Origin of the sequence: Shewanella sp. S23-S33 (assembly GCF_043359565.1) — a bacterium.
Classification (GTDB): Bacteria; Pseudomonadota; Gammaproteobacteria; order Enterobacterales; family Shewanellaceae; genus Shewanella; species Shewanella oncorhynchi.
The window spans coordinates 103,221-124,164 of the sequence record NZ_JBHFFD010000012.1 but is presented as its reverse complement, the minus strand read 5'-3'; the positions used below and the strand labels follow the sequence as shown (position 1 = coordinate 124,164).

The 20,944-nt window shown below is 46.7% G+C and carries 22 protein-coding genes; 16 read left to right on the top strand and 6 right to left on the bottom strand.

Annotated elements, in window-relative coordinates; translation table 11 throughout:
* Nucleotides 1-24: 24 nt before the first annotated feature.
* Nucleotides 25-270: a YheU family protein gene (locus ACHA99_RS03180; protein WP_263256540.1), complete on the bottom strand. Its 246-nt coding sequence runs from the start codon at nucleotides 268-270 to the stop codon at nucleotides 25-27.
* The gene (locus ACHA99_RS03175; protein WP_393940998.1) at nucleotides 254-1,297 is read right to left on the bottom strand and encodes a hydrolase; all 1,044 of its coding nucleotides are present in this window, start codon (nucleotides 1,295-1,297) and stop codon (nucleotides 254-256) included. Before ACHA99_RS03175 ends, ACHA99_RS03180 begins: the two co-directional genes overlap by 17 nt.
* A gap of 188 nt (nucleotides 1,298-1,485) precedes the next feature.
* Here ACHA99_RS03175 and ACHA99_RS03170 point away from each other — a divergent pair, with 188 nt between their 5' ends.
* From ACHA99_RS03170 to ACHA99_RS03160, 3 genes are all read left to right on the top strand, one after another.
* Nucleotides 1,486-1,992 carry a TAT leader-containing periplasmic protein gene (locus tag ACHA99_RS03170; protein ID WP_105251529.1) on the top strand — a complete coding sequence of 169 codons (507 nt, stop codon included), beginning with the start codon at nucleotides 1,486-1,488 and terminating at the stop codon, nucleotides 1,990-1,992.
* A 69-nt stretch (nucleotides 1,993-2,061) separates the two neighbouring features.
* The gene (locus ACHA99_RS03165) at nucleotides 2,062-3,657 is read left to right on the top strand and encodes a GMC family oxidoreductase (RefSeq protein ID WP_131525357.1); all 1,596 of its coding nucleotides are present in this window, start codon (nucleotides 2,062-2,064) and stop codon (nucleotides 3,655-3,657) included.
* 51 nt (nucleotides 3,658-3,708) lie between these two features.
* Nucleotides 3,709-4,119, top strand: coding sequence for a GFA family protein (locus ACHA99_RS03160; RefSeq protein WP_393940995.1), 411 nt, complete (start codon nucleotides 3,709-3,711; stop codon nucleotides 4,117-4,119).
* A gap of 79 nt (nucleotides 4,120-4,198) precedes the next feature.
* Here the strand turns inward: ACHA99_RS03160 and ACHA99_RS03155 are convergent, their stop codons facing one another.
* A complete protein-coding gene (locus tag ACHA99_RS03155; protein ID WP_393940993.1) occupies nucleotides 4,199-4,660 on the bottom strand; it encodes a TIGR02444 family protein in 462 nt (153 codons plus the stop codon).
* Between the two features lie 54 nt (nucleotides 4,661-4,714).
* Nucleotides 4,715-6,628 carry an ABC transporter ATP-binding protein gene (locus ACHA99_RS03150; RefSeq protein WP_131525355.1) on the bottom strand — a complete coding sequence of 638 codons (1,914 nt, stop codon included), beginning with the start codon at nucleotides 6,626-6,628 and terminating at the stop codon, nucleotides 4,715-4,717.
* A gap of 253 nt (nucleotides 6,629-6,881) precedes the next feature.
* On the opposite strand from ACHA99_RS03150, the gene ACHA99_RS03145 reads away from it, so the two are divergent.
* The 12 genes from ACHA99_RS03145 to ACHA99_RS03090 all read left to right on the top strand — a co-directional run bounded on the left by ACHA99_RS03145 (nucleotide 6,882) and on the right by ACHA99_RS03090 (nucleotide 16,836).
* Nucleotides 6,882-7,085 (top strand): YheV family putative zinc ribbon protein, encoded by a 204-nt coding sequence (locus ACHA99_RS03145; RefSeq protein WP_012088350.1) that lies wholly within the window; start codon nucleotides 6,882-6,884, stop codon nucleotides 7,083-7,085.
* Between the two features lie 88 nt (nucleotides 7,086-7,173).
* Complete coding sequence (locus ACHA99_RS03140) at nucleotides 7,174-7,296, top strand: hypothetical protein (RefSeq protein WP_393940991.1); 123 nt, start codon at nucleotides 7,174-7,176, stop codon at nucleotides 7,294-7,296.
* Between the two features lie 621 nt (nucleotides 7,297-7,917).
* A complete protein-coding gene (locus ACHA99_RS03135) occupies nucleotides 7,918-8,400 on the top strand; it encodes a YegJ family protein (protein WP_212600452.1) in 483 nt (160 codons plus the stop codon).
* Between the two features lie 158 nt (nucleotides 8,401-8,558).
* Nucleotides 8,559-8,921: a hypothetical protein gene (locus tag ACHA99_RS03130; RefSeq protein ID WP_393940989.1), complete on the top strand. Its 363-nt coding sequence runs from the start codon at nucleotides 8,559-8,561 to the stop codon at nucleotides 8,919-8,921.
* Nucleotides 8,922-9,002: 81 nt separating this feature from the next.
* Nucleotides 9,003-9,521: a hypothetical protein gene (locus ACHA99_RS03125; protein WP_393940987.1), complete on the top strand. Its 519-nt coding sequence runs from the start codon at nucleotides 9,003-9,005 to the stop codon at nucleotides 9,519-9,521.
* Nucleotides 9,522-9,630: 109 nt separating this feature from the next.
* Complete coding sequence (locus ACHA99_RS03120; RefSeq protein ID WP_393940985.1) at nucleotides 9,631-10,080, top strand: hypothetical protein; 450 nt, start codon at nucleotides 9,631-9,633, stop codon at nucleotides 10,078-10,080.
* Nucleotides 10,081-10,201: 121 nt separating this feature from the next.
* Nucleotides 10,202-10,621 (top strand): hypothetical protein, encoded by a 420-nt coding sequence (locus tag ACHA99_RS03115; protein WP_393940983.1) that lies wholly within the window; start codon nucleotides 10,202-10,204, stop codon nucleotides 10,619-10,621.
* Between the two features lie 218 nt (nucleotides 10,622-10,839).
* Nucleotides 10,840-11,604: an SDR family oxidoreductase gene (locus ACHA99_RS03110; protein WP_393940981.1), complete on the top strand. Its 765-nt coding sequence runs from the start codon at nucleotides 10,840-10,842 to the stop codon at nucleotides 11,602-11,604.
* Between the two features lie 11 nt (nucleotides 11,605-11,615).
* Nucleotides 11,616-12,458 (top strand): bifunctional transcriptional activator/DNA repair enzyme AdaA, encoded by an 843-nt coding sequence (locus ACHA99_RS03105; RefSeq protein WP_393940979.1) that lies wholly within the window; start codon nucleotides 11,616-11,618, stop codon nucleotides 12,456-12,458.
* A gap of 435 nt (nucleotides 12,459-12,893) precedes the next feature.
* Entirely contained in the window at nucleotides 12,894-13,781 is an 888-nt protein-coding gene (locus ACHA99_RS03100; protein WP_263266142.1) for a pirin family protein, read from the top strand.
* 316 nt (nucleotides 13,782-14,097) lie between these two features.
* Nucleotides 14,098-15,474, top strand: coding sequence for an ATP-dependent RNA helicase DbpA (gene dbpA, locus ACHA99_RS03095; protein WP_393941044.1), 1,377 nt, complete (start codon nucleotides 14,098-14,100; stop codon nucleotides 15,472-15,474).
* A 288-nt stretch (nucleotides 15,475-15,762) separates the two neighbouring features.
* Entirely contained in the window at nucleotides 15,763-16,836 is a 1,074-nt protein-coding gene (locus tag ACHA99_RS03090) for a hypothetical protein (RefSeq protein WP_393940977.1), read from the top strand.
* A 196-nt stretch (nucleotides 16,837-17,032) separates the two neighbouring features.
* Here ACHA99_RS03090 and ACHA99_RS03085 read toward each other — a convergent pair whose 3' ends face one another.
* Nucleotides 17,033-18,577: a DEAD/DEAH box helicase gene (locus ACHA99_RS03085; RefSeq protein WP_393940975.1), complete on the bottom strand. Its 1,545-nt coding sequence runs from the start codon at nucleotides 18,575-18,577 to the stop codon at nucleotides 17,033-17,035.
* A gap of 633 nt (nucleotides 18,578-19,210) precedes the next feature.
* Here ACHA99_RS03085 and ACHA99_RS03080 point away from each other — a divergent pair.
* Complete coding sequence (locus tag ACHA99_RS03080; RefSeq protein ID WP_263186802.1) at nucleotides 19,211-20,257, top strand: DUF3626 domain-containing protein; 1,047 nt, start codon at nucleotides 19,211-19,213, stop codon at nucleotides 20,255-20,257.
* 135 nt (nucleotides 20,258-20,392) lie between these two features.
* Here ACHA99_RS03080 and ACHA99_RS03075 read toward each other — a convergent pair whose 3' ends face one another.
* Nucleotides 20,393-20,911, bottom strand: coding sequence for a type II secretion system protein (locus ACHA99_RS03075; protein ID WP_105251541.1), 519 nt, complete (start codon nucleotides 20,909-20,911; stop codon nucleotides 20,393-20,395).
* Nucleotides 20,912-20,944 lie beyond the last annotated feature (33 nt).

The window sequence follows — 20,944 nt, the reverse complement described above, 5'->3', positions numbered from 1 at the left end:
TATACGGTACAGAGGTAGGACTGGTCAATCTTGCTGCTGTGCTATTTGTTCCGCTGAACGTATGGCGAAGGATTCATCGTCTTCACTGTACTCTAATTTCAGCTTACCTTGCTTAAGTGCTTGTTGACATTGGATTATAGCTTGAGCAAGTTCCTGCTCATCGAGACTGGCAAAGCTGCCATCCTCCACTTGACCGAAGAGATATTCGCGGATCAGATTGGCCAGCGTTTCCTGCGGGAGTTGTAACAGGGTTTCATAGGGAATGAGCATCGGTGCTTCCTTGGAGAATATTGTCGCCGTTGATGGGGTCTACGCTAAGTGGGTCAACACTTTGATCGCCGAGTAAAAAGTGTAAAATCCGTCGCTCAAGATAGAAGCGCGGTTTCCAAGGTGTACCGCCTTCGATAAAGCCAACATGACCGCCATAGGGATGCAGTTCGTATTCTACATAACCCGATAATTGGTTTGGCTGGGGGATCACTTCATCGGTCATAAAGGGATCGTCCTTGGCATGTATGATAAGCGTCGGTTTAGTTATACGGCTGACAAAGGGTAAGCCACTTGCACGCGTATAGTAATCGTCGACGCCGTCAAAGCCGTGTAATGGCGCTGTGACTTTATCGTCAAAATCATAGAAGGTATTTAAACGGTCGACCTGCAACTGGCTTAGCGGCATAGAGATGGCTAAGTCGGGATCATTCAGTTTATGGCTTATCTTCTGTTGCAACTGTTTGATTAAATAACTTTGATACACCTTTGAAAAGCCATTTTCCAAGCGTTTAGCACAGGCTGACAATTGCAGCGGCGCAGAGACAACCACAGCGCGGGCTAATAAACTATCATCCTGATATTCGCCTTGATACTTAGTCAGCACATTGCCGCCTAAACTGTAACCTACGGCTAATAAGGGCGATTGCGGATACGCGCTTTTCAGTGTCGATAGACTAAACTGTAAATCGTCCGTATCGCCACTGTGATAACTGCGGGCGAGGCGATTGGCCTCACCCGAACAACTTCTGTGATGATGCACGACGGCAGCGAGTTGCTGTTCCTTACAGGCTTGCAGTATCCGCCGCGCATAATGGGATTGAGCACTTCCTTCTAAGCCGTGGATGATCACCACGATCGGTTTGCCAGACTGTGGAACATCCTGCCAATCTAAATCGATAAAATCGCCATCGGGTAACTCTAAGCGCTGCCGCTGTAATGCTGGTTTGGCCACTTTAGTTAATACGGGTAAAATCGTTTGTATATGGGGACTCTTGGCCCACCAAGGTGGCATAAAGGAATTTGGCATAGATGTTTATCTTGGTATCGGCTATTGCTGAAAATTAAAACGTGTGTTTAATTTATACCCAAACCAACTCAAAATGCTGAAATTCGTATTTTGAGGTCGCTTGGGTATAAACTCGCGGCCATTGTAGCACAATTGTTTTTTATGCTGATATTTAGGCCGACATTTAGGTTGATAATTAGGAGATAGAGATGAAGCGACGAACCTTTATAATGGGCGCGTTTGCCGGTACGGCGGCGTTAGCCTTAGGGGTTAATCTCTATTCTCCTGAGTTTAGTTTGCCCGAGGATAGCGAAGGCAAAGATTATCGTTTGTTGTTTAGCGTGCTTTTGCCTGTGATGCTCGACGGCGCCTTGCCTGATGTGGCCATCCATAAGTTGGCGGCACAAAACCGCACTTTAGATGCCATCAAACAGTCGATTGCTGTGTTACCCGATGAGCAGCAGACCGAGTTATTTGAGCTGCTCGATATGCTCGAAAATCGTCTTGGTTTACTGGTACTCACCTCGAGCATGACGCCGCTATTGATGCGCTCTCCCGCCGAGTTAACTGATATGTTAGAAACCTGGCGCCACAGTTATTTTGCTTTGTTACAAACGGCTTATCTCGGATTGCGGGAATTAGTGATGGCAAGTTACTACGCTTGTCCTGAGCACTGGAGTCGCCTGCATTATGCCAAGCCTGAGCTGTTCAAATAGCGAGTCCATTTTTAACCTAATTAAACGCCGAATAATAAGCATCTTACCCGCGACAGTGGAGCACTCAAGTTGGCAATCATAGATCCTATAGTGAATGGTTTAAACTCTGGTTGGTTGCACACTGATGCGAGCCAATTGCAAGAAAACCAGCAGTTTGAAGCCGATGTGATTATTGTCGGCACAGGTGCTGGCGGTGGTGTGGCGGCTGAAATCCTCACCCAAGCAGGGCTGAGCGTGATCATGATTGAGGCTGGACCACTAAAATCCTCCAGTGATTTTAATATGGAAGAGCGGGTCGCTTATCCCAACTTGTATCAACAAGCTGCGGCGATGAAAACCGCCGATAAGGCGATTGGAATTTTTCAAGGCCGCGCAGTCGGTGGCTCAACCACAGTTAACTGGACCACTTCAATCCGCACTCCGACCGAGGCGTTAGCTTTTTGGGCGCAACATAAATCGGTTGCTGGGCTTAATCGCGAGAGTTTAGATCCTTGGTTTGAGCAAATGGAACAACGGCTCAACATTCATGAATGGAATTATGAGCCTAATCGCAATAATGCCGCCCTGAAGCAAGGTTGTATCAATCTTGGCTGGGAATACACAGTGATTAAACGCAATGTGGCGGGTTGCTGGAATACCGGCTATTGCGGCATGGGTTGTCCGGTCAATGCGAAGCAATCTATGCTAGTCACTACGATTCCCGCGGCACTCGAGAAAGGCGCGCAGCTGATCAGTCGTGCTAAAGTGACTAAGATTGAGCACCATAATGGTCAAGTGTTTGCGTTAAAGGCGCAGGCGCTGGATGTGAATTTACGACCCACTGACGTTGAGCTGTTATTTAAGGCTAAACATTATATTTTGAGTGCGGGTGCTATCCATACACCGACGATTTTGATGCGTTCGCAAGTGCCCGATCCTCACCAACTTTTGGGTAAACGCACCTTTTTACATCCTACTTTGTTATCCGGCGGCGTATTTGCCGATTCGATCAATGGCCATAGCGGTGCGCCGCAATCTATCTATTCCGATGAATTTGTGTGGAACAATGGCGCCGATGGTGAGCTGGGTTATAAACTCGAAGTGCCGCCGGTGCATCCGATTTTAATTGCCTCTAAAACCTTAGGATATGGTACAAGTCATGCTGAGTTAATGTCACAATTCAATCAGTTGCAAGTGACTATCGCTTTGATCCGCGATGGCTATCATCCCGACAGTCAAGGCGGTGAAGTACACTTAACGGATAAGGGTTTTGCTTTAGATTATCCGCTGACCGATGCCTTTTGGCGGGCCGCGAGACGCGCTTTTGCCAGCATGGCGGAGTTACAATTCTCGGCGGGCGCCTTAAAAGTGTTGCCGATCAGCGATGGCATGCCTTACTTATCCTCGTGGAAAGACGCCAAAGAGAGCATTGCGCAGATGTCACTCGCGCCACTGCGCACTATCGTCGCATCGGCGCACGTGATGGGCGGTTGTCCCTTCGGCGAAGATGAAAAGCTTTCTATGGTCAACAGTTATGGTCAGTCGCACTATTTAGAGAATTTATCTGTAATGGATGGGTCTATCTTCCCGACCAGCCTTGGCGCTAACCCGCAACTGTCGATTTATGGCATCACGGCACGTAATGCCACAGCACTTGCGCAAAAGCTCACTGACGGTAAAGGGTGATGTTATCTTATCAAAATGCAGCTTAGCTTGATAAAGCTTGATGGGGTGTGAATGTCTGAAAACACATTACGGGAAGGTGGTTGCTTATGCGGCGCGATTCGTTATCAGATTGAAGGTGAACCCTTTGATGCGGATTATTGCCACTGCCGTTCGTGCCAAAAAAGCACGGGCTCTGCATTTGGGGCTTGGATGGATTTTAAACTCAGCCAAGTGATTTGGCTTAAAGATCTGGTGACTGAGTTTGCATCGTCTGAGTTTATTCGCCGTGGATTTTGTGACCAATGCGGTACATCGTTAACTTACCGACATACTCAATATCCCGATTATTCGACCTTGAGCATAGCGAGTCTGGACGATGCTAACCAAGTTCAGCCTAAGTACCATATTTATACTGAGAGCCAGTTGAACTGGTTGGTGATCGAGGATGACTGTGAACGCTATCCGCAAGGCCGCAGCTGTTAGCGGCTCAGATGATCATAGCGTTAATTTGATTGAGTTTGAGCTAACATGGTTGAGCTTGTTTTAACTTGATTAACTTAGATCAGGGCGCAATGAGGCCGATTTCGTTGGCGTCAATGTCACTGAGTCCAAACAGGCTTAAGTAGCTCACTAGATTTGTCGCTTGGCCGCTTGGGCTGATTTCATTGAGTTTATTCAAGATGGTTCGCTGTGCTTTACGTTCCATCATCAGCTCAACGGCAAGCATCTGCTGATACTCTTGCTCATTTAGGCTGGACTTAGCGAGTTTACGTAATTTGCGGTAGGGCATGAGAAACCTTTCATCCCATTCACCTACAGCATTCATCAGTGCTTGCCATTGGTCTGGGCTGTATTGCTGCGGCCCAGACACATCCATAGTGATATCTAAATATTGTGCCAGTAGCAGTAGATTGACGTTCACCTGACAGCTATTTTGCAATTCGAGACAGAGCGCTTTGTTTTGCGCATAGCTCATATCACACCATTGCCAGAGTTGACTGTCGAACTGGGTTAAAACCGCCATACTATTTCCTTGTATTGCCGCTGCTACTGACTTTTATTTAAAAGAACGCTGGAGTTATTGTTGCTCCATGACCTCTTGCTCCATTGCATCTATCTCTTCTTGCAACTCGAGCCATTGCATTTCACTGTCTTCTAAGGTTTGCGTCAAGCTCGTTCGCTCGGTTAATACCGAGGTTAGCTTGGCTTTGTTATCTTGATCATACAATTCGCTATCGGCCAGCAAGTGTTCTAGCTCGGCGAGGCGTTCGCTCAGCTTTTGTTGCTCGGTTTCTAACTTAGTTTGTTTGCGCTTGAGCGGCGATACCTTTTGGCGGATCTCGGCCTCGAGGCGTTTTTGCTGTTTTTTATCGGCGGCAGGTTTGATCTCGTCGCTGGTGCTGTTTTGATTCGAGTTGGCTTTCGCCGCATCGAGCAACCATTGGTGATAATCGTCTAAGTCGCCGTCGAAGGCGCGTACTTCACCTTGATCCACCAGATAGTAATCGCTACAGGTTAATCGCAGTAAATGCCTATCATGCGATACTACAACCATAGCGCCTTCAAAGGTTTGCAATGCCATTGTCAGGGCGTGGCGCATCTCTAAGTCTAAATGGTTGGTGGGTTCATCGAGCAGCAATAGGTTAGGGCGTTGCCAAACTAATAGCGCCAACACCAAACGGGCTTTCTCGCCGCCAGAAAAGGGGCGTACAGGTGAGAGCGCCATATCGCCATTAAAGCCAAAACCGCCTAAGAAGTTACGCAACTCTTGCTCTCTGGCATTGGGCGCCAGACGCACTAAATGCTGCATCGGCGTATCGTCGAGGCGTAAAAATTCGATTTGATGCTGAGCAAAGTAGCCAATATTGACGCCGGGATTAGGTTCATACAAACCTGTCATTGGCGATAATTGACCCGATAACAGCTTGATTAATGTCGATTTACCCGCGCCGTTACGGCCAAGCAAACCAATACGCGCACCCGGTACTAAGTTTAAATGCACCTTGCTCAGGATTGGCTTATCGCTATAACCGATCGCGACTTGCTCCATCTTAATCAGCGGATTGGGCAGGGCTTCTGGAGCACGAAACTCCATATAAAAGGGGCTGTCGGCTTGAGACGGCAACAACTCAGTCATACGCTCTAACGCCTTTAAGCGGCTCTGGGCTTGTTTGGCTTTACTTGCTTTGTAACGGAAACGGTCAACGAAGGACTGCATGTGTGCACGTTCTTTTTGTTGACGCTCGAAGGCAACCTGTTGTTGCGACATACGTTCGGCACGAATGCGCTCAAAGGCACTGTAATTGCCTTTGTAGAAATTGAGTTTTTGATTTTCAACGTGGACGATTTCATCAACGATTTCATCGATAAAGTCCCTATCATGGCTGATTAAAATCAGCGTGCCTTGATAGGACTTAATCCAACCTTCGAGCCAGTACATGGTATCTAAGTCTAAGTGGTTGGTTGGTTCGTCGAGGAGTAATAAGTCAGAGCGGCACAGTAGCGCTTGGGCTAAGTTGAGGCGCATACGCCAACCACCCGAAAAGCTTTTGACTGGATTGCTTTGCTCGGCTTCGCTAAAGCCCAGACCCGCTAACAATGAACCCGCGCGCGAATGAATCGCATAACCACCGATAGCGTCGATTTTGCCGTGTAGGAGTGCGATGGCATTGCCGTCGTTCTCTTCTTGGGCCTTGTGTAATAGGGCTTCTAATTGGCGATATTCGTTATCGCCATCGATCACATATTCCAGTGCCGAGACGTCGAGCGCAGGGGTTTCTTGGGCCACAGTGGCAATTTGCCAGCCAGAAGGCAGACTAAATTCACCTTTATCTAGGCTTAAGTGACCTAAAATTAATGCGAGCAGTGAGGATTTGCCTGTGCCGTTAGCACCGACTAAACCGACCTTATGGCCGGGATAAATCGTGAGAGAGGTCTCATCTAGCAGGGTTTTGCTGCCACGGATTAATTGCGCTTGGTTGATGCTGATCATTAACTACAACTTGGTTAGAACGTAAATTCGTCAGGGCACAGATAATAGCGTACAACCCAGTTTCAAACCACAGCCTGACCCGATAACTCGGACAATTATTCGACTTTTCAGGATGATCTTCAGCGAATCGCATCACATCGACCTAAGGCCTCATACTTTCAGGTAACGCTGGTATTCAATTATCAGTGTGGCAAAATAGCGGCAATTTCTTCGGCCGAGTCCCTTGGCCCTGCTATCTGGTCCTTTATCTATTATGACAAACACTAAAATCAAAAAGCGTTTCGTAGCCGGTGCTAAGTGCCCAAAATGCAGCGCCAAAGACAGCATTTTACTCTACAAGGAAAACGGCATCGAAACCGTTGAATGCACAGAGTGTGACTACCGTGAACAGCAAACCGATGAAAAGGTGACAGAAAAAGCCACCGGCGCAGTGATTGGCGTATTTAAACCTGACTAGGTTGAAGATTCAATTCAATTGGATCGCTTTGGCTGAGGACGCCTCTGTCCTATGTCTTATTTTTCCGTTTGTACCTTTGCGAGTAAAGGTGTGCAACTCATTAACCACTCGCATTCCAGTGACACGCCGCCTTTGGTTTCAAAAGAATTATCCCTATAGGCTCGACGGCGGCATCCATGCCGCCAACGGTCACTTCCATGCCAGTGCTTAATTCGATTCATTTCTGAGTACATATGTACTTAAACTTTCTCCTCAAAGGATTGATGTGTGTTAGGCACTTTGTTTTTTACCAATGTCAGTCACCATAAAAAGTCAGCCCTTATATCCATCAGTCATTACGTAAACCGTAGGCAAAATTTGATGGCTCTTTGGTCAAGGAGTAATGCTCGTGCTCTGCCCTAAATGCCTGTTAGGTCATTTGCAGTTTATTGGGCTGTTAAGGCCGCAGGGATTAGTGATGATTAACAACCAAAGTCAGCTAGTACGCATGTCAGGATAACTACACCCTCAAGACGAAGCGGAATGACAGCAGCCAGCCTTATGGGGTTAAGCCGATGAGGGGATAGGGTGTGAGTGTCAGCCTGAATGTGGGGCCAAAATGCTGTCAATTAAGGTCAACAATCAGTCGAAAGTGAGCGTAAAAGAATGAGAAAGCTAAAACAATATCAAGTAATTACCCATCAAACTGTATAAAAAACCGCTACCGCAAAAAAGCAAATTCCTATAGCATCATTCATACCGATTTACACGGATATGGCAGCGGCCAAGTCCAACAAGCGATTTATGCCCTGCAAACAGCGCAGCGCATAAATACTAAGACGTTAGGGTTTCCATGAAAAAACTCGCTTTTGCACTCGCTCTCATCGCTGGATATACGATCGCAGATGAAAACAAAGTTGATGACAGAGTGGTTTATGTCAGTGAAGAAGATCAAGAAATGAATAAAGCAATAGTTCAGGCTCAGCAAACACTTGATCAGTTTTTAATAACTTTCCGAAATCCACCTGAAGGAGCAGAGAATTTCAAGCTTAAAGTTATGCTCTCTGACAAAAGCGGTGTTGAACACTTTTGGTTTACACCATTTAAAGAAATTGACGGTGGGTTTGCTGGGGTGTTAGCAAACGAACCATCAGTTATAACGTCTGTTCAGACAGGAAATGTATACGCATTTAAGAGAGACCAAATCACAGACTGGGGTTATGAGCAAGCTGGGGTGCAGCATGGGAGCTTCACTGTCTGCGCCCTATTTAAGTTTATGGATCAAGAATTGGTGAAGCGCTATAAACAAGATCACGGTTTTGTATGCAGCTCCTAAAAAGTCGCTCAAATCGCTCACTTCGTTCGCTGGGATGGGCTAAAGCCTGCCCCTTATCTTATACCGCTTTTAGTGTATTTATATTAGGGGGCTGTGACACTATATACGGTGTCTCTCGATACTCCCCCGTAGGCGTTGTAAGCCTTCCGATTGAATGTATGCTAGAGGCGACCAAATTAGTTGCTGGTGTTTCTGATGTGGAGCACCGAATAGAGGAAGGCGGTCGTGAGTTAACTTTCGGTGGTATACAGCAGCCAGAAATTATTGATAGGTTTCTCTATACCTACGATGGTTTATATGGGAATTACTATTTTCGGACTAATTACAAAGGCATAGTTGAGTTTCGACATACATACATCGATATCAATCGTCATCCTTCCCAATCTGAAATTGATAAGATCAGACCAATGATGATTCAGATTGAAAACTCTGTTAGCCAGCGCTGCCAAATAGATATATCTACAAAAACAATTGAAACCTGTATGGGAGTTACTTGTGAAGGTGTAAACAAACCAAAATAAAAAGTGCATGTGTTGGACCTCGCTGACGCTCGGCTTGTGTTGGCGGCGTTATAACTACTCGTAAGCTCGGTTATAGTTTTGATGTTAGGGATAGATGAAATTAATAAACTAATCACAAAAGAACACAAGCTACTGGTAGTTTTGTGTATATCAGTACTCCTTGCAATTTTTGTTCTTAAATGGACAAATGAAGATGATCCAATTTATAGGCCATTAATTCAGGATATGCGTTTGGTTGACTCTGTTACAATCGCAGATGTATTGGATCAAGAGCATATTCATTACTATGCCGATGTTAAAAACCATATGCTTTACGTCAACCGAGAACAATCAGAACTAGCTCGTGTATCGTTGGCTAAAATTGGTATTGTTATTGAGTATCCCGAAGTTACTAAACATTCTGATTTGAATAAAGCTTATGATGAATTCATCAAACAAAAGAAACTAGAAGAAGAAACTGGAAAAATATGGCAAAAACCTTGGTTCTTTAAATTAGTCAAATTGATTATGGGTGCACTGGTGATCATAGTCCTAATTCTTGCTGTTGTTCGCCCTGCTCTCGCAGCAATCATCAATGACGAAGATGGCAAGGAGTTATAACAAGCGGTTTATGGTTGGAACGCAAAAAAGCTTGGCTTGCGCTCCTTCGTTGCTCATTTTAGCCAAGCATTTTCCGCCCCATAATTGGGCGAAGGGTTATAGGAAAGTTATGAAGTGGACTGAGCCATGGGGCATTTCCATTAAGCATCAGAAAAATTTAAATCTAGTCTCAAGACCTGTACTACTTAGTTGTTTAAAATGGACTGTTGGCTTATTCATTTTAACTTTAGTTTCATTAGCTGCCAGAGATAATGTTATTCAAGTTTTATGGGTTGCGCCAACATTTGGGTTTGGTCTTGGTTGGATAATCTACATAATTACTTGGCTTTCACCGGTAAAAATCTCCTCTGGGCCAAATGGAATTGTTCGTGAGAAAGGAGGGAGCCTAGTATTGATTCCATGGAACCAAATTACTAGTTATCAAATTGTTGGGCTAGAGGGTTTAAACAAGTTAAGTTTAAAACTCTTGGATAACAGCGAGCATTACTTTTTCATTCCAGAAAAGGTAGATCCCTTTACAATCAAGAACGAAATCGAATCTAATTTAGGTTCAATGTAACCCTAACAAGCCAAGTCAACGGGACAATTTTAAGCTGGTCCTGTCGCTTCGCTCCTTATTTTAGCCGGCTTAAAAGTTGCCCTGCTTGGGGCGTTAGTTAACACGGAGGTTCTGTCGCAGTATGAATGTATTCTTAATTATTGCAGGTGCATTAAGTGCCGTTGTAGCCATTCTTCATATAGGTTGTATTTATTTTGGCGCTCCTTGGTATCGTTTTTTTGGTGCGGGTGAACAAATGGCTTTGCTTGCTGAGCGCGGTAGTATTCAACCTACATTAATTACCAGTGGTATTGTTCTTGTTTTCTCTATTTGGTCGATTTACGCATTTTCTGCGGCAGGTGTAATTGTTCGTTTACCTTTACTTCGTTTAGCTCTTATTCTCATCACTTTTATTTATTTACTTCGCGGTGTTGCCGGTTTCTTTTTAGTCAGCTCTCCTATGGGGCGTTCTCCTGAGTTTTGGATGTGGAGTTCATTGATTTGTTTAAGTTTTGGTATTATTCACTTCATTGGTTTAAAACAGCAATGGTCAAATTTATGAGAAAAATGCAACCTAACTAGTCGTTAAAGCAGGACAACAACAGTTGGTTTTTGTCCTGCGTCGCTTATTTAAATCAACTATTTTTGCCTTTTAATGAGGCGTTATAGCGCAATTGAAATACAGCAAGATTCGGGTCGGCAGTAGTCGTTCGGCCTCCTAATATAGCATCTGTTCGGGCATATGCCCTTTTATAGTAAACAGATCCCAGAGGAATAACGATGACTATACTTGCCAACAAAGTCGCTATTGTTACCGGCGCCAGCACCGGAATTGGTTACGCAGCCGCGAAGCTTTTTGCCAGAGAAGGAGCTGCCGTAGTGGTGGCTGCAAGGCGACAGAAGGAGCTTGATGACCTTGTGGACTTAATCAACACGGAAGGCGGGCAGGCACTGGCACTAGCCGGTGATGTTGGCGAAGAAGCTTTTGCCAAAGCTTTGGTAGATAAGGCGGTAAGCCACTTTGGTGGATTGGATATCGCTTTTAACAATGCGGCTATCCTGGGTGCTATGGGCCCTGTCCCGGAGATGTCGCTCACGGACTGGAATCAGGTTATTGCCACCAATTTAACCAGCGCATTTTTGGGCGCAAAGTACCAACTGCCCGCCATGGCTGCCCGAAAAGGAGGTTCGTTAATTTTCACCTCTACCTTCGTTGGTTACACTGCAGGTATGCCAGGCATGGCAGCCTACGCAGCCAGTAAGGCTGGCCTTATTGGGTTGACTCAAGTGCTGGCGTCAGAGCATGGGCCTCAGAATATCCGGGTCAATGCCCTTCTGCCCGGTGGTACTGATACGCCGGCAGGACGTGAGTTTGCCAATACGCCAGAAGCATTGGCATTTGTGCATAATTTGCATGCTCTTAAGCGGATGGCGACACCAGATGAAATTGCCCAATCTGCATTGTACCTTGCCTCCGATGCCTCCAGCTTCACCACGGGGTCTGCGATGCTTGTCGATGGCGGTGTATCTGTAAATCGTGTTTGAGAGGCCGCCCCATGTCAGACTATGACCGAATCGCAAGTGCTATGGCCTATTTGGTTGATCGGGCAATTGATCAGCCCAGCCTTGAAGAGATAGCGGCCCATGTGCATTTGAGTCCGTATCACTTTCAAAGGCTGTTTTGTCGCTGGGCTGGTACTACGCCGAAGCGCTTTTTACAGGTGCTGACATTGGAGCGGGGCAAAGGATTGCTGGATAATTCCCGCTCCTTGCTTGATGTCTCACATGAGCTTGGGCTAAGCGGCAGTTCAAGGTTGCATGATCACTTTGTGCAACTGGAAGCAGCCACCCCCGGCGAGTATAAAAATCGAGGTAAGGAGGTACAAATCGAGTATGGCGTACATCCTACCCCACTGGGGCCCATGTTTGTGGCCGTAACCTTGCGTGGTGTTTGCCGGGCAGCGTTTATGGACTTCAATAGCATGGAGGAGTTGTTGGATGACTTGCATAACGATTGGCCTCTCAGTTCGATCAGAGAAAATTTGGCATCTACGCGTCATGTTATTGATGCCTTTTTTAGCAGTGGCACAGCTTCCCGGCAAGGTCCGCTGTCGCTCCATGTGACAGGAACAAATTTCCAGATCGCCGTGTGGCGTGCTTTGTTGAAAATACCACCGGGCGCTGTGGCCAGCTATGCCGAAGTCGCCAGATCCCTCGGCGCACCCAGGTCTGCAAGGGCTGCTGGTAACGCTATTGGAGCAAATCCAGTTGCTTTGCTGATCCCCTGCCACCGGGTTATCCAGCAAAGTGGCGCGCTGGGGGGGTATCGCTGGGGACCAACCAAGAAGCTGATGGTACAAACATGGGAAAAAATGCGTGATGAACCGGTTGCGCTATAACAATGCCATGCAACCAACGCTCATACCTCGCTCGGCTGATGGCGAGCGTTACCCATAGAAATTTTAATCCGAAAGTTACAAATCAGAGTATTCGCACTAAGAAGCTTTTGTCCAAAAAGTGTGTTGCGTATGTCTTTTAAATCTACAGGTTACGCTAAAGCCAAAACGGTGAGCTAGGGTGATTAGCCAGACGACCGTCCACCCCATGAACGGACTGGCTGCGAGTTGACGAGTAAATGCCATGGCAAACCTGTGTGAGTGGATATCAACTGCCTACCGTTCTATTTTATCGAATGTTTAGGCCGTGATTTCGCGTTATTCTTTTGTAAACTTCCTTGTTATTCTGCCTTCATCAGCAAAGCGTTTGCGTCTTGTGTTAGCCGTACGGTCTTGGCGTTTCATGTATCGCTTTGCTCAACCGATAGGAGAACAGCAATGAAAGTATTAAGTCAGTTTTCCGCCAAAGCTGCGATGGATGGCGATGGGGTCAATATTCGCCGTGTCGCCGATTTTGTGACGACTAAATTTGATCCTTTCTTGATGATCGACGAAATAAAATCCGATGATGAACAAGACTTTATCGGTGGCTTCCCCGCACATCCCCATCGCGGGATGGAGACCTTCACTTACATTCGTAAGGGCGGTTTTGAGCACCGTGACCAAATGGGTAATGTGAAGGCGATTCGTGCCGGCGATGTGCAGTGGATGAGCACCGGGTTTGGGGTTGTGCACTCTGAAATGCCGCTGGCCGATGCGGTTGATGGTCTGCATGGATTCCAAATTTGGGTCAACATGCCCGCCAAAGACAAGCTGCGTCCAGCTAAGTATCAAGATACTGCGGGTAGCGCGAGCGTTGAAGTGACCAATAACACTGGCGCTAGCTTAAAAGCCTTAGCGGGTGATTGGGGCTTTAAAGATCAGCCGCTTATTAGTGCGGCTATTCAAGGATTAGCGGGTGAGGCTGCTATTGCTGATTTAAGTCTATCGCCAAATGCTGAGGCCACGCTCGATTTGTCTCAACATGAGTTTGTCGCCTTGTACTTGTACCAAGGTGACTTATATAAAAGCGATTCGAGTAAAGGCGAAGATTCGCAGTGGTCATCTGCTTCAAATCAACATCATCAGGGCGAGTTTTTAGTGATCGATAGCCAAAGTGTGCTTAAGCTTAAAGCCGATGAGCGCGGCGCTGGGATGCTACTGTTTGCGGGTAAACCTATCCGTGAAAAAATCGTCCAAATGGGTCCCTTTGTGATGAACACCCAAGCGGAGATTCAGCAGGCGATCCGCGATTATCAAGCAGGGCGTTTCGGCCAAATCGCTTGATTTGGGTGAGTTGGCCACTCTGAATTAATCCTCAGCCCTGAATTCCTACAGGGCTTTTTTGTTGCTGTTCACGCAAGCTATGTCTATTGCTTAAGGACTTGAGGCAAAAGCCGCGCTTTGTTGCTACAATAGCCGTGCTTTTGGGTTGAGCGAGCCTAGCGCTTAAATCTAAACTCAAGCTAGCCCAAAGCTAACCTGAATCTTGATAGACCAGTTAAATCGATAAGTAACGCAATTTCAGTAACCTAGCAGCCGCTTCGTTACCCACCACAGGATATTCACCTTGAGCAACTCTGATACTAAGCCTAATCCATCAATGGCTTTTTCGACTCTTAAGCTAAAACCCGAACTGCTTGAGAACCTTTCTTCTATGGGCTACAACGAGATGACGCCAATTCAGGCGCAAAGTTTGCCACCCATTTTAGCGGGGCAGGATGTGATAGGTCAGGGTAAAACTGGCTCGGGTAAAACGGCCGCCTTTGGCTTAGGGTTACTGAACAAGTTAGACGTTAAACGCTTTCGCATTCAAACCTTAGTGTTATGCCCAACCCGCGAGTTGGCCGACCAAGTGGCGCAGGAAATTCGCACCCTTGCCCGTGGTATTCATAACGTTAAAGTACTGACACTTTGCGGCGGTGTACCTATGGGACCACAGGTTGGCTCGCTGGAGCACGGTGCACACATTATTGTGGGTACGCCGGGTCGTATCGTCGATCACTTAGATCGCAATCGCTTAGATTTAAGCAATCTCAACATGTTAGTGCTCGATGAAGCCGATCGCATGTTAGAAATGGGCTTCCAACCCGCCCTTGATGCGATTATCGAACAAGCGCCACGTGAGCGTCAGACGTTGCTATTCAGCGCGACGTTCCCAGAGCAAATTCAATCGATTGCTAAGCAAATCATGTATGACCCAAGCATGGTTAAAGTTGAGGGTAATCACGACAGCTTGAGCATAGCCCAGCATTTTTATCACTTAGACGATGACAAGGCGCGTATGCAAGCGCTGCAATTATTGTTGTTAGAACATAAGCCTGAAAGCGCTGTGGTGTTTTGTAACACGAAACGCGAAACCCAAAAAGTGGCCGATGAGCTTGAAGGCTTAGGCTTTAGCGTATTGGCTTTGCACGGCGATTTAGAGCAAAGAGACAGGGACGAAACCCTGCTGCAATTTGCTAATAAGAGTGCCTGTGTATTAGTGGCGACCGACGTTGCTGCCCGTGGTTTAGATATCGATGCACTGGATGCCGTGTTTAACTATCACGTTGCCTACGACACCGAAGTCCACATTCACCGCATCGGTCGTACTGGCCGTGCGGGCAGTAAAGGCGCCGCTTATACCTTCTATAACGAGCAAGACGGTTACAAAATTGCCTTGTTAGAAGAGTATTTAGAGCGCGAAATCACCAGCGAATCACTGCCATCTGAAAGCCTGCTCGGCAACACGCCTGCAGCGCCAACCATGATCACTCTGCAGATCGATGGTGGTAAGAAGGAAAAGCTGCGTCCAGGGGATATCTTAGGCGCGCTGACGGGCGAAAACGGTATCGAAGGCTCACAGGTGGGTAAAATCCAAGTGACAGATTACCGCGCCTATGTGGCCGTTAATCGTAAGGTTGCCAAGAAAGCACTGAACAAAATTACTGGCGGCCGGATCAAAGGAAAATCTTACCGCGCTTGGCCAATGAAGTAAGTTTGGCCTAGCTTGAGTTGAATCGTACCTCGATTTAATTCGCTCTATTTTTAAAGGGAATAAACTCAGGTTTATTCCCTTTTTTGTTGGGTTTTATTACCGCCGTTACTGTGCCTTTTGTCCACGTCACCGCTAATCTTATTGGGCGATTAAGTAACACTTTGTATTTGTCTGCTTAATTGATATGTCCCTCAGCTTGCCTGTGTTAGAAGTGATTCTGAGTAAAAAATAAATGAGCAGATAAACGGCTTTGTCAGGTGATAAGGCGTGCATCGGTTTGGAGTATTTATGTTTCGATGGACTATTTTACTAAGCATCTTTTTGAGCGCAGCGAGCGCTGCATCAATTCTGCCAGAGCCGCAACCGGAGTCTAAGTCAGAGCCGCAACCGTTACAGCACTTCATCTACATTAACCATCGTGAGGCTAACGGAGAAAACATTCGTGCCGACAAGGCGCTGCACGATCCCCGCTTTGGTGGCGCCCAGATTGTTTATACTTGGCGCAGTTTAGAGCCTAAGCAGGGCGAATATGATTTCAGCACGATTAGGGCCGATATTGCGTATCTCGATTCGATAGGCAAAAAATTGTGGATCCAGCTGCAAGAGAAATCCTTTACGCCCAGAGTCAATGTGCCGCGCTATTTGCTCGATGATCCTATTTATCAAGGCGGCGTGTTGAAGCAAAGCATGTTGAGTGCACCAGAGCGTGATCCCAATAAACCGGTGACGGATGATGAGTATGGCTGGTCAGCCAAAATGTGGGAGCCCTCAGTGCGTGCGCGTTATCAACAATTGGTGCGTCAGCTTGGCCAAGAGTTTGATGGGAAAATTGCGGGCATTAACTTTAGTGAAAGCTCAATTGATGTTGGGACTGAAAACGCCGATGGAACGACCACCTTCCCCAGTGATTTTAATCCTAAAGCCTATATCGATGCGATTGGCGAGAATATGCAGGTATTAGCTGAGTCATTTCAGCATTCAACCGCTATGGTGTATTTGAACTTTTTGCCGGACGAATGGCTGCCATGGAATGACAAAGGCTATATGCGAGGCTTATTTGCGCAAGCCAAATCGCTCAACATGGGTGTGGGTGGCCCAGATCTGATGCCTTACCGTAAAAGTCATATGGCACAAAGTTATGCCTTTATTAAAGAGTACCCAGCGACACTGGTGAAAGGTATGGCGGTGCAAGACGGTAATTTGCGGCAGATTAATCCTAAAACGGGTAAAAAGAATACTGTGCCTGAGCTGTTGGATTTTGCGCAAAACTACCTAGGCTTAGACTACATTTTTTGGGTTGAAGATGAACCCTATTTTACGGATGAAGTCTTACAGCAGTTGCCAGATACAAAGGCGAATTAGCTTAGGTTGCCGTTTTAGGCTGTTTTTAAGGCAGTGATTGTTCAAGCCGGTTATTGTTCAAAGCGTAGATAACGAGCTAAGCATCGATAAAGACAAACTAAGACAAACAAAAACGCCCAATTCCATGCGGAGTTGGGCGTTTCTGTTTAGGGCTTAATACGGCTAAATCGCTAAGCAAGTTCGCTTAGCTTTTGCATTAATCCTGTGAATGTCTTGGACGACTCGCACCGTTATTTGGGCGACGGGTGTTTTTCTTTGGGCCATTGGCGTAAGGATTCTCACCCGCTTGGCTACGATTCTCGCCAGCGCCTGAACGGCTTTCAGTTGGACGACTAGCGCCTGCGCTATTAGCTCGGCCATCGTTTGAACGTGGGGGACGAGGTTTGGCATCACTGCGGGGGGCGCTACTGGCTTCACCGCTGTGTCTTGGATTCTTGTCGTTTGGCTTGTGACCGCGCGCGACGTCACCGCTGCGTTGACCATCTTTATGCTCGGCGCTTCTTGGGGCACCATCGCGTGAGCTCGGTTGGTTTGAGCTGCGGGTATTTCTACGGCTTGGTACTGATTTACCGCTACTTTTCCCGCCTCCACCCAAACGTGATTCTGGCAATTCATGGTTAAAGCCTTCAACCATTTCTCGGTCTAATACGCGATTGATTAAACGCTCGATATCGTTCAGCAGTTTGATTTCTTCGTTACTTACCAGTGACACGGCTTGACCCGATGCGCCAGCGCGGCCAGTACGGCCGATACGATGCACATAATCTTCTGGCACGTTCGGTAAGTCGAAGTTAACCACTTGTGGTAATTGGTCTATGTCTAAACCGCGGGCGGCGATATCGGTCGCAACCAGTACGCGAGCTTGACCATTTTTAAAGTCGGCCAAGGCTTTAGTACGGGCGGTTTGGCTCTTGTTACCGTGGATAGCGGCGGCTTTAATACCTGCCTCTTCAAGGCTTTTCGCCAGACGGTTAGCGCCATGTTTAGTGCGCGAGAATACCAATACTTGTTGCCAATCGTTTTGCTTGATGAGTTGGATCAAGAGTGCCGATTTTTGGCTCTTATCAACTGGGCAAACCCATTGTTTTACTGTGGTCGCTGCCGCGTTACGCGGCGTGACCGAAATTTCGACTGGATCATTGACTAGGCCTTTGGCCAGCTCACGAATTTCATCGGAGAAGGTGGCTGAGAACATCAGGTTTTGACGTTGCTTAGGTAAAATGGCCAAAATTTTACGAATATCGCGGATAAAGCCCATGTCGAGCATGCGGTCGGCTTCATCTAACACTAAGATCTCAAGCTGGCTGAATTTCACCGCTTTTTGATTGTACAAATCCATCAATCGACCAGGCGTCGCGACTAATACATCAACACCGTGGCGCAATTTCGCGATTTGTGGATTGATGGGCACGCCACCAAATATCACCGCTGAGCGCAGTGGTAAATTCTTACCATAGGTTTCAACACTTTCTGCAACCTGAGCTGCCAATTCGCGTGTCGGAGTTAACACTAATGCGCGCACTTGGCCTGCTTGGGCACGGTTACCTTTACTCAGGAGTTCGAGCATAGGTAGGGTGAAACCTGCTGTTTTACCTGTTCCTGTTTGGGCGGCCGCCATCACATCTTTGCCTTGAAGCACAGCGGGAATTGCTTGAGCTTGGATTGGCGAAGGTGTGTCGTAGCCTTGTTCGGCAACGGCTTTAAGTATCGGGGCCGATAAGCCCAGGGAGGTAAAACTCATAGATTGGTCTCTTGTGGCAACACTGTGCTGCATTTATGGTCAATAGCCAGGTCTGCTGGCGGGCGTGCAGCTTACAGGATCAGGGCTTTAAGTGCCATCTAATAAAGGTTTTTGGGTTGGGTTTCATTCATATTGGCACATAAATCGCTTGTCGGCGGCTTTCACTCGGCCTCGCTTATCTTTTAGGCGCAAGTTTAGATGGCAGAGTTTGAGGTTATGGAAGTTAATTGATTTCAAGGAACAAGATGACTATTAGGCCTATTTCATTATATCAATTGAAGTCATAGGCATTTTTTATCAAGAGTTAGAATGAGTTAGCGGTAGATCACGCTACAATAATGAGAGTGGTATAAACTAAAGTCGATTGGAGTAGAATTAATTAATGACGCAATTGGTTTCGCTATCTGTTCAGTTCGTGATTGATGTTATTCGCTGAATTTTTAACAATGAACCGAGCGAAAGAATTATTGAGTGTTTTCACGGTCACGTTTAACTGAGTCATTCATGTTTAACTTAGTCATTTAGATGGAGTGGCTTAAGAGCAGTTCTCTGCATGCTTGCGATTTATCTCACGTTTATTTTAGGATGAGGCATTGTGGGAACGGTTAAACGCCTCTCATTTATAGGTGGATTATGACAGCGATACAGCATATTGAACGCCTTGCACGAGGACGCAGTGAACAAGCCGTCGCTGTGATTAAAAATGTGCAGCAGATGTCAAATATCCCCATGCATGAGATGCAACTCGCGCTTAAACAATTGCTCAACTGTGGCCGAATTGCGCTGCATTTTCATCCAGATAGAATTGATAGCCGTGGTATGACGGTTGCCGAAGGTTTACTGCGCGATGGTCAATACCGCAGCCAGTTTGAGACCCATATTTCCAATGGTCAGTTGTCACCTGAGTTAGGTGGCCCACGGGATCATTGGGAAAATCAGCTTTTTGGGGATGTATACAAGGGCACTAAATCTCGGCCTAAATACGGCGCACTCGATCTGGGGATGTGGCAGGACGGCCCTGCGCCGCGCTTTGGTAGCTGCTATTTTCTGACTCATACGAGTGCGATGGCGCGTTCAACCTTTAGTTATCTCGACTCGTATCGTAATCCGAAAGAGAAGGGCACGCTGTCATGTTTCGATGATATTTTAGCGGCGCTGCTGACTGAGAGTTTTGAGCGTCACTATGCCTTAGGCAAATCCGACTTTAAGCCGCTGAATGTGATCCATTACTTGGGGCATCAGCTCAATGCTTCCTTGCTGTCACGTTTCGAGCGGCCGCTATCGAATAATCTTGACCATTATATAGAGGCGCAGATCCATGGCGATGTTTCCCTCGATGAAGATATCGCCATGCTGGTGGCGGACCCCAGTTTTAAGGGGACTGATATTGGCGCAAGCTTAAGTAAAATTTGCGATAAATATGATATTGAGCTGCAATATCATGATGGCTTTAGCCTGCATACGGCGCAGATCCCCAGTGATTTCCGTGGGCCAACTATGCCATCGCTGGCTAATCGGATTGCCATAGAAGACAGAGTCGATGCCTATGCCATAGGCGTGGCGGCGCGGGATTTATACCATTCCCCCCAGCATTGGCGCGACCGCGGTAATCGTGCGCAAGTCGCCCATGAACTTAAGTTGCTCTGGCATGTGCTGGTGAAATACGGTGGAGTGCAATAAGCGCGAACTCTTTAAAAATGCTTAATTGTAAACGTAAGCATTAACAACAAAATGAGTTTAGGGCGTAAATAAAACAGCGAGATAACCTCAGGTTAACTCGCTGTTTTTCTATAGATATTTTATCGTTAAGGTCGCCTAGCAACCGGTGTCGACTTTTTTATAAGTGGGGACGCCCGTTGTCTCCCATTTATAGTCGATATAACAATTTGTCGCTTCGACTTGCGCTTCTGTGGGCGTGGCAAGGTTCAGTTTTTGCTTTGGTGTGGCGATAACTTCATAGGTGCCGTTGGTGGTGTAAATTCGATAGGACCACTCATTCACATTTAGCCCTGCCGCTTTAAAAATTTCTGGCGGAGTCGTGTAAGCCGTACTTGGCGTTATACCGCTGGTACTGGCAGCCCAAGGCTGATAGTTTTCACCACGGATTTCGTCGTAAACGACTCTATTCGTGGTGCCACTATTAGCAATTTCCGACTTTGATTTGAATAGGGTGACGGCTGATTTCATCGAAGCCAGTGCACCTGAGAGCTGACTCTTATAGGCATCTGATTGTAAATTAATGAATTTAGGTGCAGCTACTACGGCTAATACGCCAAGAATAATAATAACCACAACGAGTTCAATCAGGGTGAAACCAGCATTTTTATTTGGCATAGATAGAGGACATTTAATACAAAGAGCTTCATG

Excerpts from the sequence above, each read along its gene's own strand:
- ACHA99_RS03085 (WP_393940975.1), bottom strand. The coding sequence starts at position 18,577 with ATGAGTTTTACCTCCCTGGGCTTATCGGCCCCGATACTTAAAGCCGTT.
- ACHA99_RS03150 (WP_131525355.1), bottom strand. The coding sequence starts at position 6,628 with ATGATCAGCATCAACCAAGCGCAATTAATCCGTGGCAGCAAAACCCTG.
- ACHA99_RS03110 (WP_393940981.1), top strand. The coding sequence starts at position 10,840 with ATGACTATACTTGCCAACAAAGTCGCTATTGTTACCGGCGCCAGCACC.
- ACHA99_RS03100 (WP_263266142.1), top strand. The coding sequence starts at position 12,894 with ATGAAAGTATTAAGTCAGTTTTCCGCCAAAGCTGCGATGGATGGCGAT.
- ACHA99_RS03115 (WP_393940983.1), top strand. The coding sequence starts at position 10,202 with ATGAATGTATTCTTAATTATTGCAGGTGCATTAAGTGCCGTTGTAGCC.
- ACHA99_RS03130 (WP_393940989.1), top strand. The coding sequence starts at position 8,559 with ATGCTAGAGGCGACCAAATTAGTTGCTGGTGTTTCTGATGTGGAGCAC.
- ACHA99_RS03120 (WP_393940985.1), top strand. The coding sequence starts at position 9,631 with ATGAAGTGGACTGAGCCATGGGGCATTTCCATTAAGCATCAGAAAAAT.
- ACHA99_RS03105 (WP_393940979.1), top strand. The coding sequence starts at position 11,616 with ATGTCAGACTATGACCGAATCGCAAGTGCTATGGCCTATTTGGTTGAT.
- ACHA99_RS03180 (WP_263256540.1), bottom strand. The coding sequence starts at position 270 with ATGCTCATTCCCTATGAAACCCTGTTACAACTCCCGCAGGAAACGCTG.
- ACHA99_RS03145 (WP_012088350.1), top strand. The coding sequence starts at position 6,882 with ATGACAAACACTAAAATCAAAAAGCGTTTCGTAGCCGGTGCTAAGTGC.
- ACHA99_RS03075 (WP_105251541.1), bottom strand. The coding sequence starts at position 20,911 with ATGCCAAATAAAAATGCTGGTTTCACCCTGATTGAACTCGTTGTGGTT.
- ACHA99_RS03175 (WP_393940998.1), bottom strand. The coding sequence starts at position 1,297 with ATGCCAAATTCCTTTATGCCACCTTGGTGGGCCAAGAGTCCCCATATA.
- ACHA99_RS03170 (WP_105251529.1), top strand. The coding sequence starts at position 1,486 with ATGAAGCGACGAACCTTTATAATGGGCGCGTTTGCCGGTACGGCGGCG.
- ACHA99_RS03080 (WP_263186802.1), top strand. The coding sequence starts at position 19,211 with ATGACAGCGATACAGCATATTGAACGCCTTGCACGAGGACGCAGTGAA.
- dbpA (WP_393941044.1), top strand. The coding sequence starts at position 14,098 with ATGGCTTTTTCGACTCTTAAGCTAAAACCCGAACTGCTTGAGAACCTT.
- ACHA99_RS03090 (WP_393940977.1), top strand. The coding sequence starts at position 15,763 with ATGTTTCGATGGACTATTTTACTAAGCATCTTTTTGAGCGCAGCGAGC.
- ACHA99_RS03155 (WP_393940993.1), bottom strand. The coding sequence starts at position 4,660 with ATGGCGGTTTTAACCCAGTTCGACAGTCAACTCTGGCAATGGTGTGAT.
- ACHA99_RS03135 (WP_212600452.1), top strand. The coding sequence starts at position 7,918 with ATGAAAAAACTCGCTTTTGCACTCGCTCTCATCGCTGGATATACGATC.
- ACHA99_RS03160 (WP_393940995.1), top strand. The coding sequence starts at position 3,709 with ATGTCTGAAAACACATTACGGGAAGGTGGTTGCTTATGCGGCGCGATT.
- ACHA99_RS03125 (WP_393940987.1), top strand. The coding sequence starts at position 9,003 with ATGTTAGGGATAGATGAAATTAATAAACTAATCACAAAAGAACACAAG.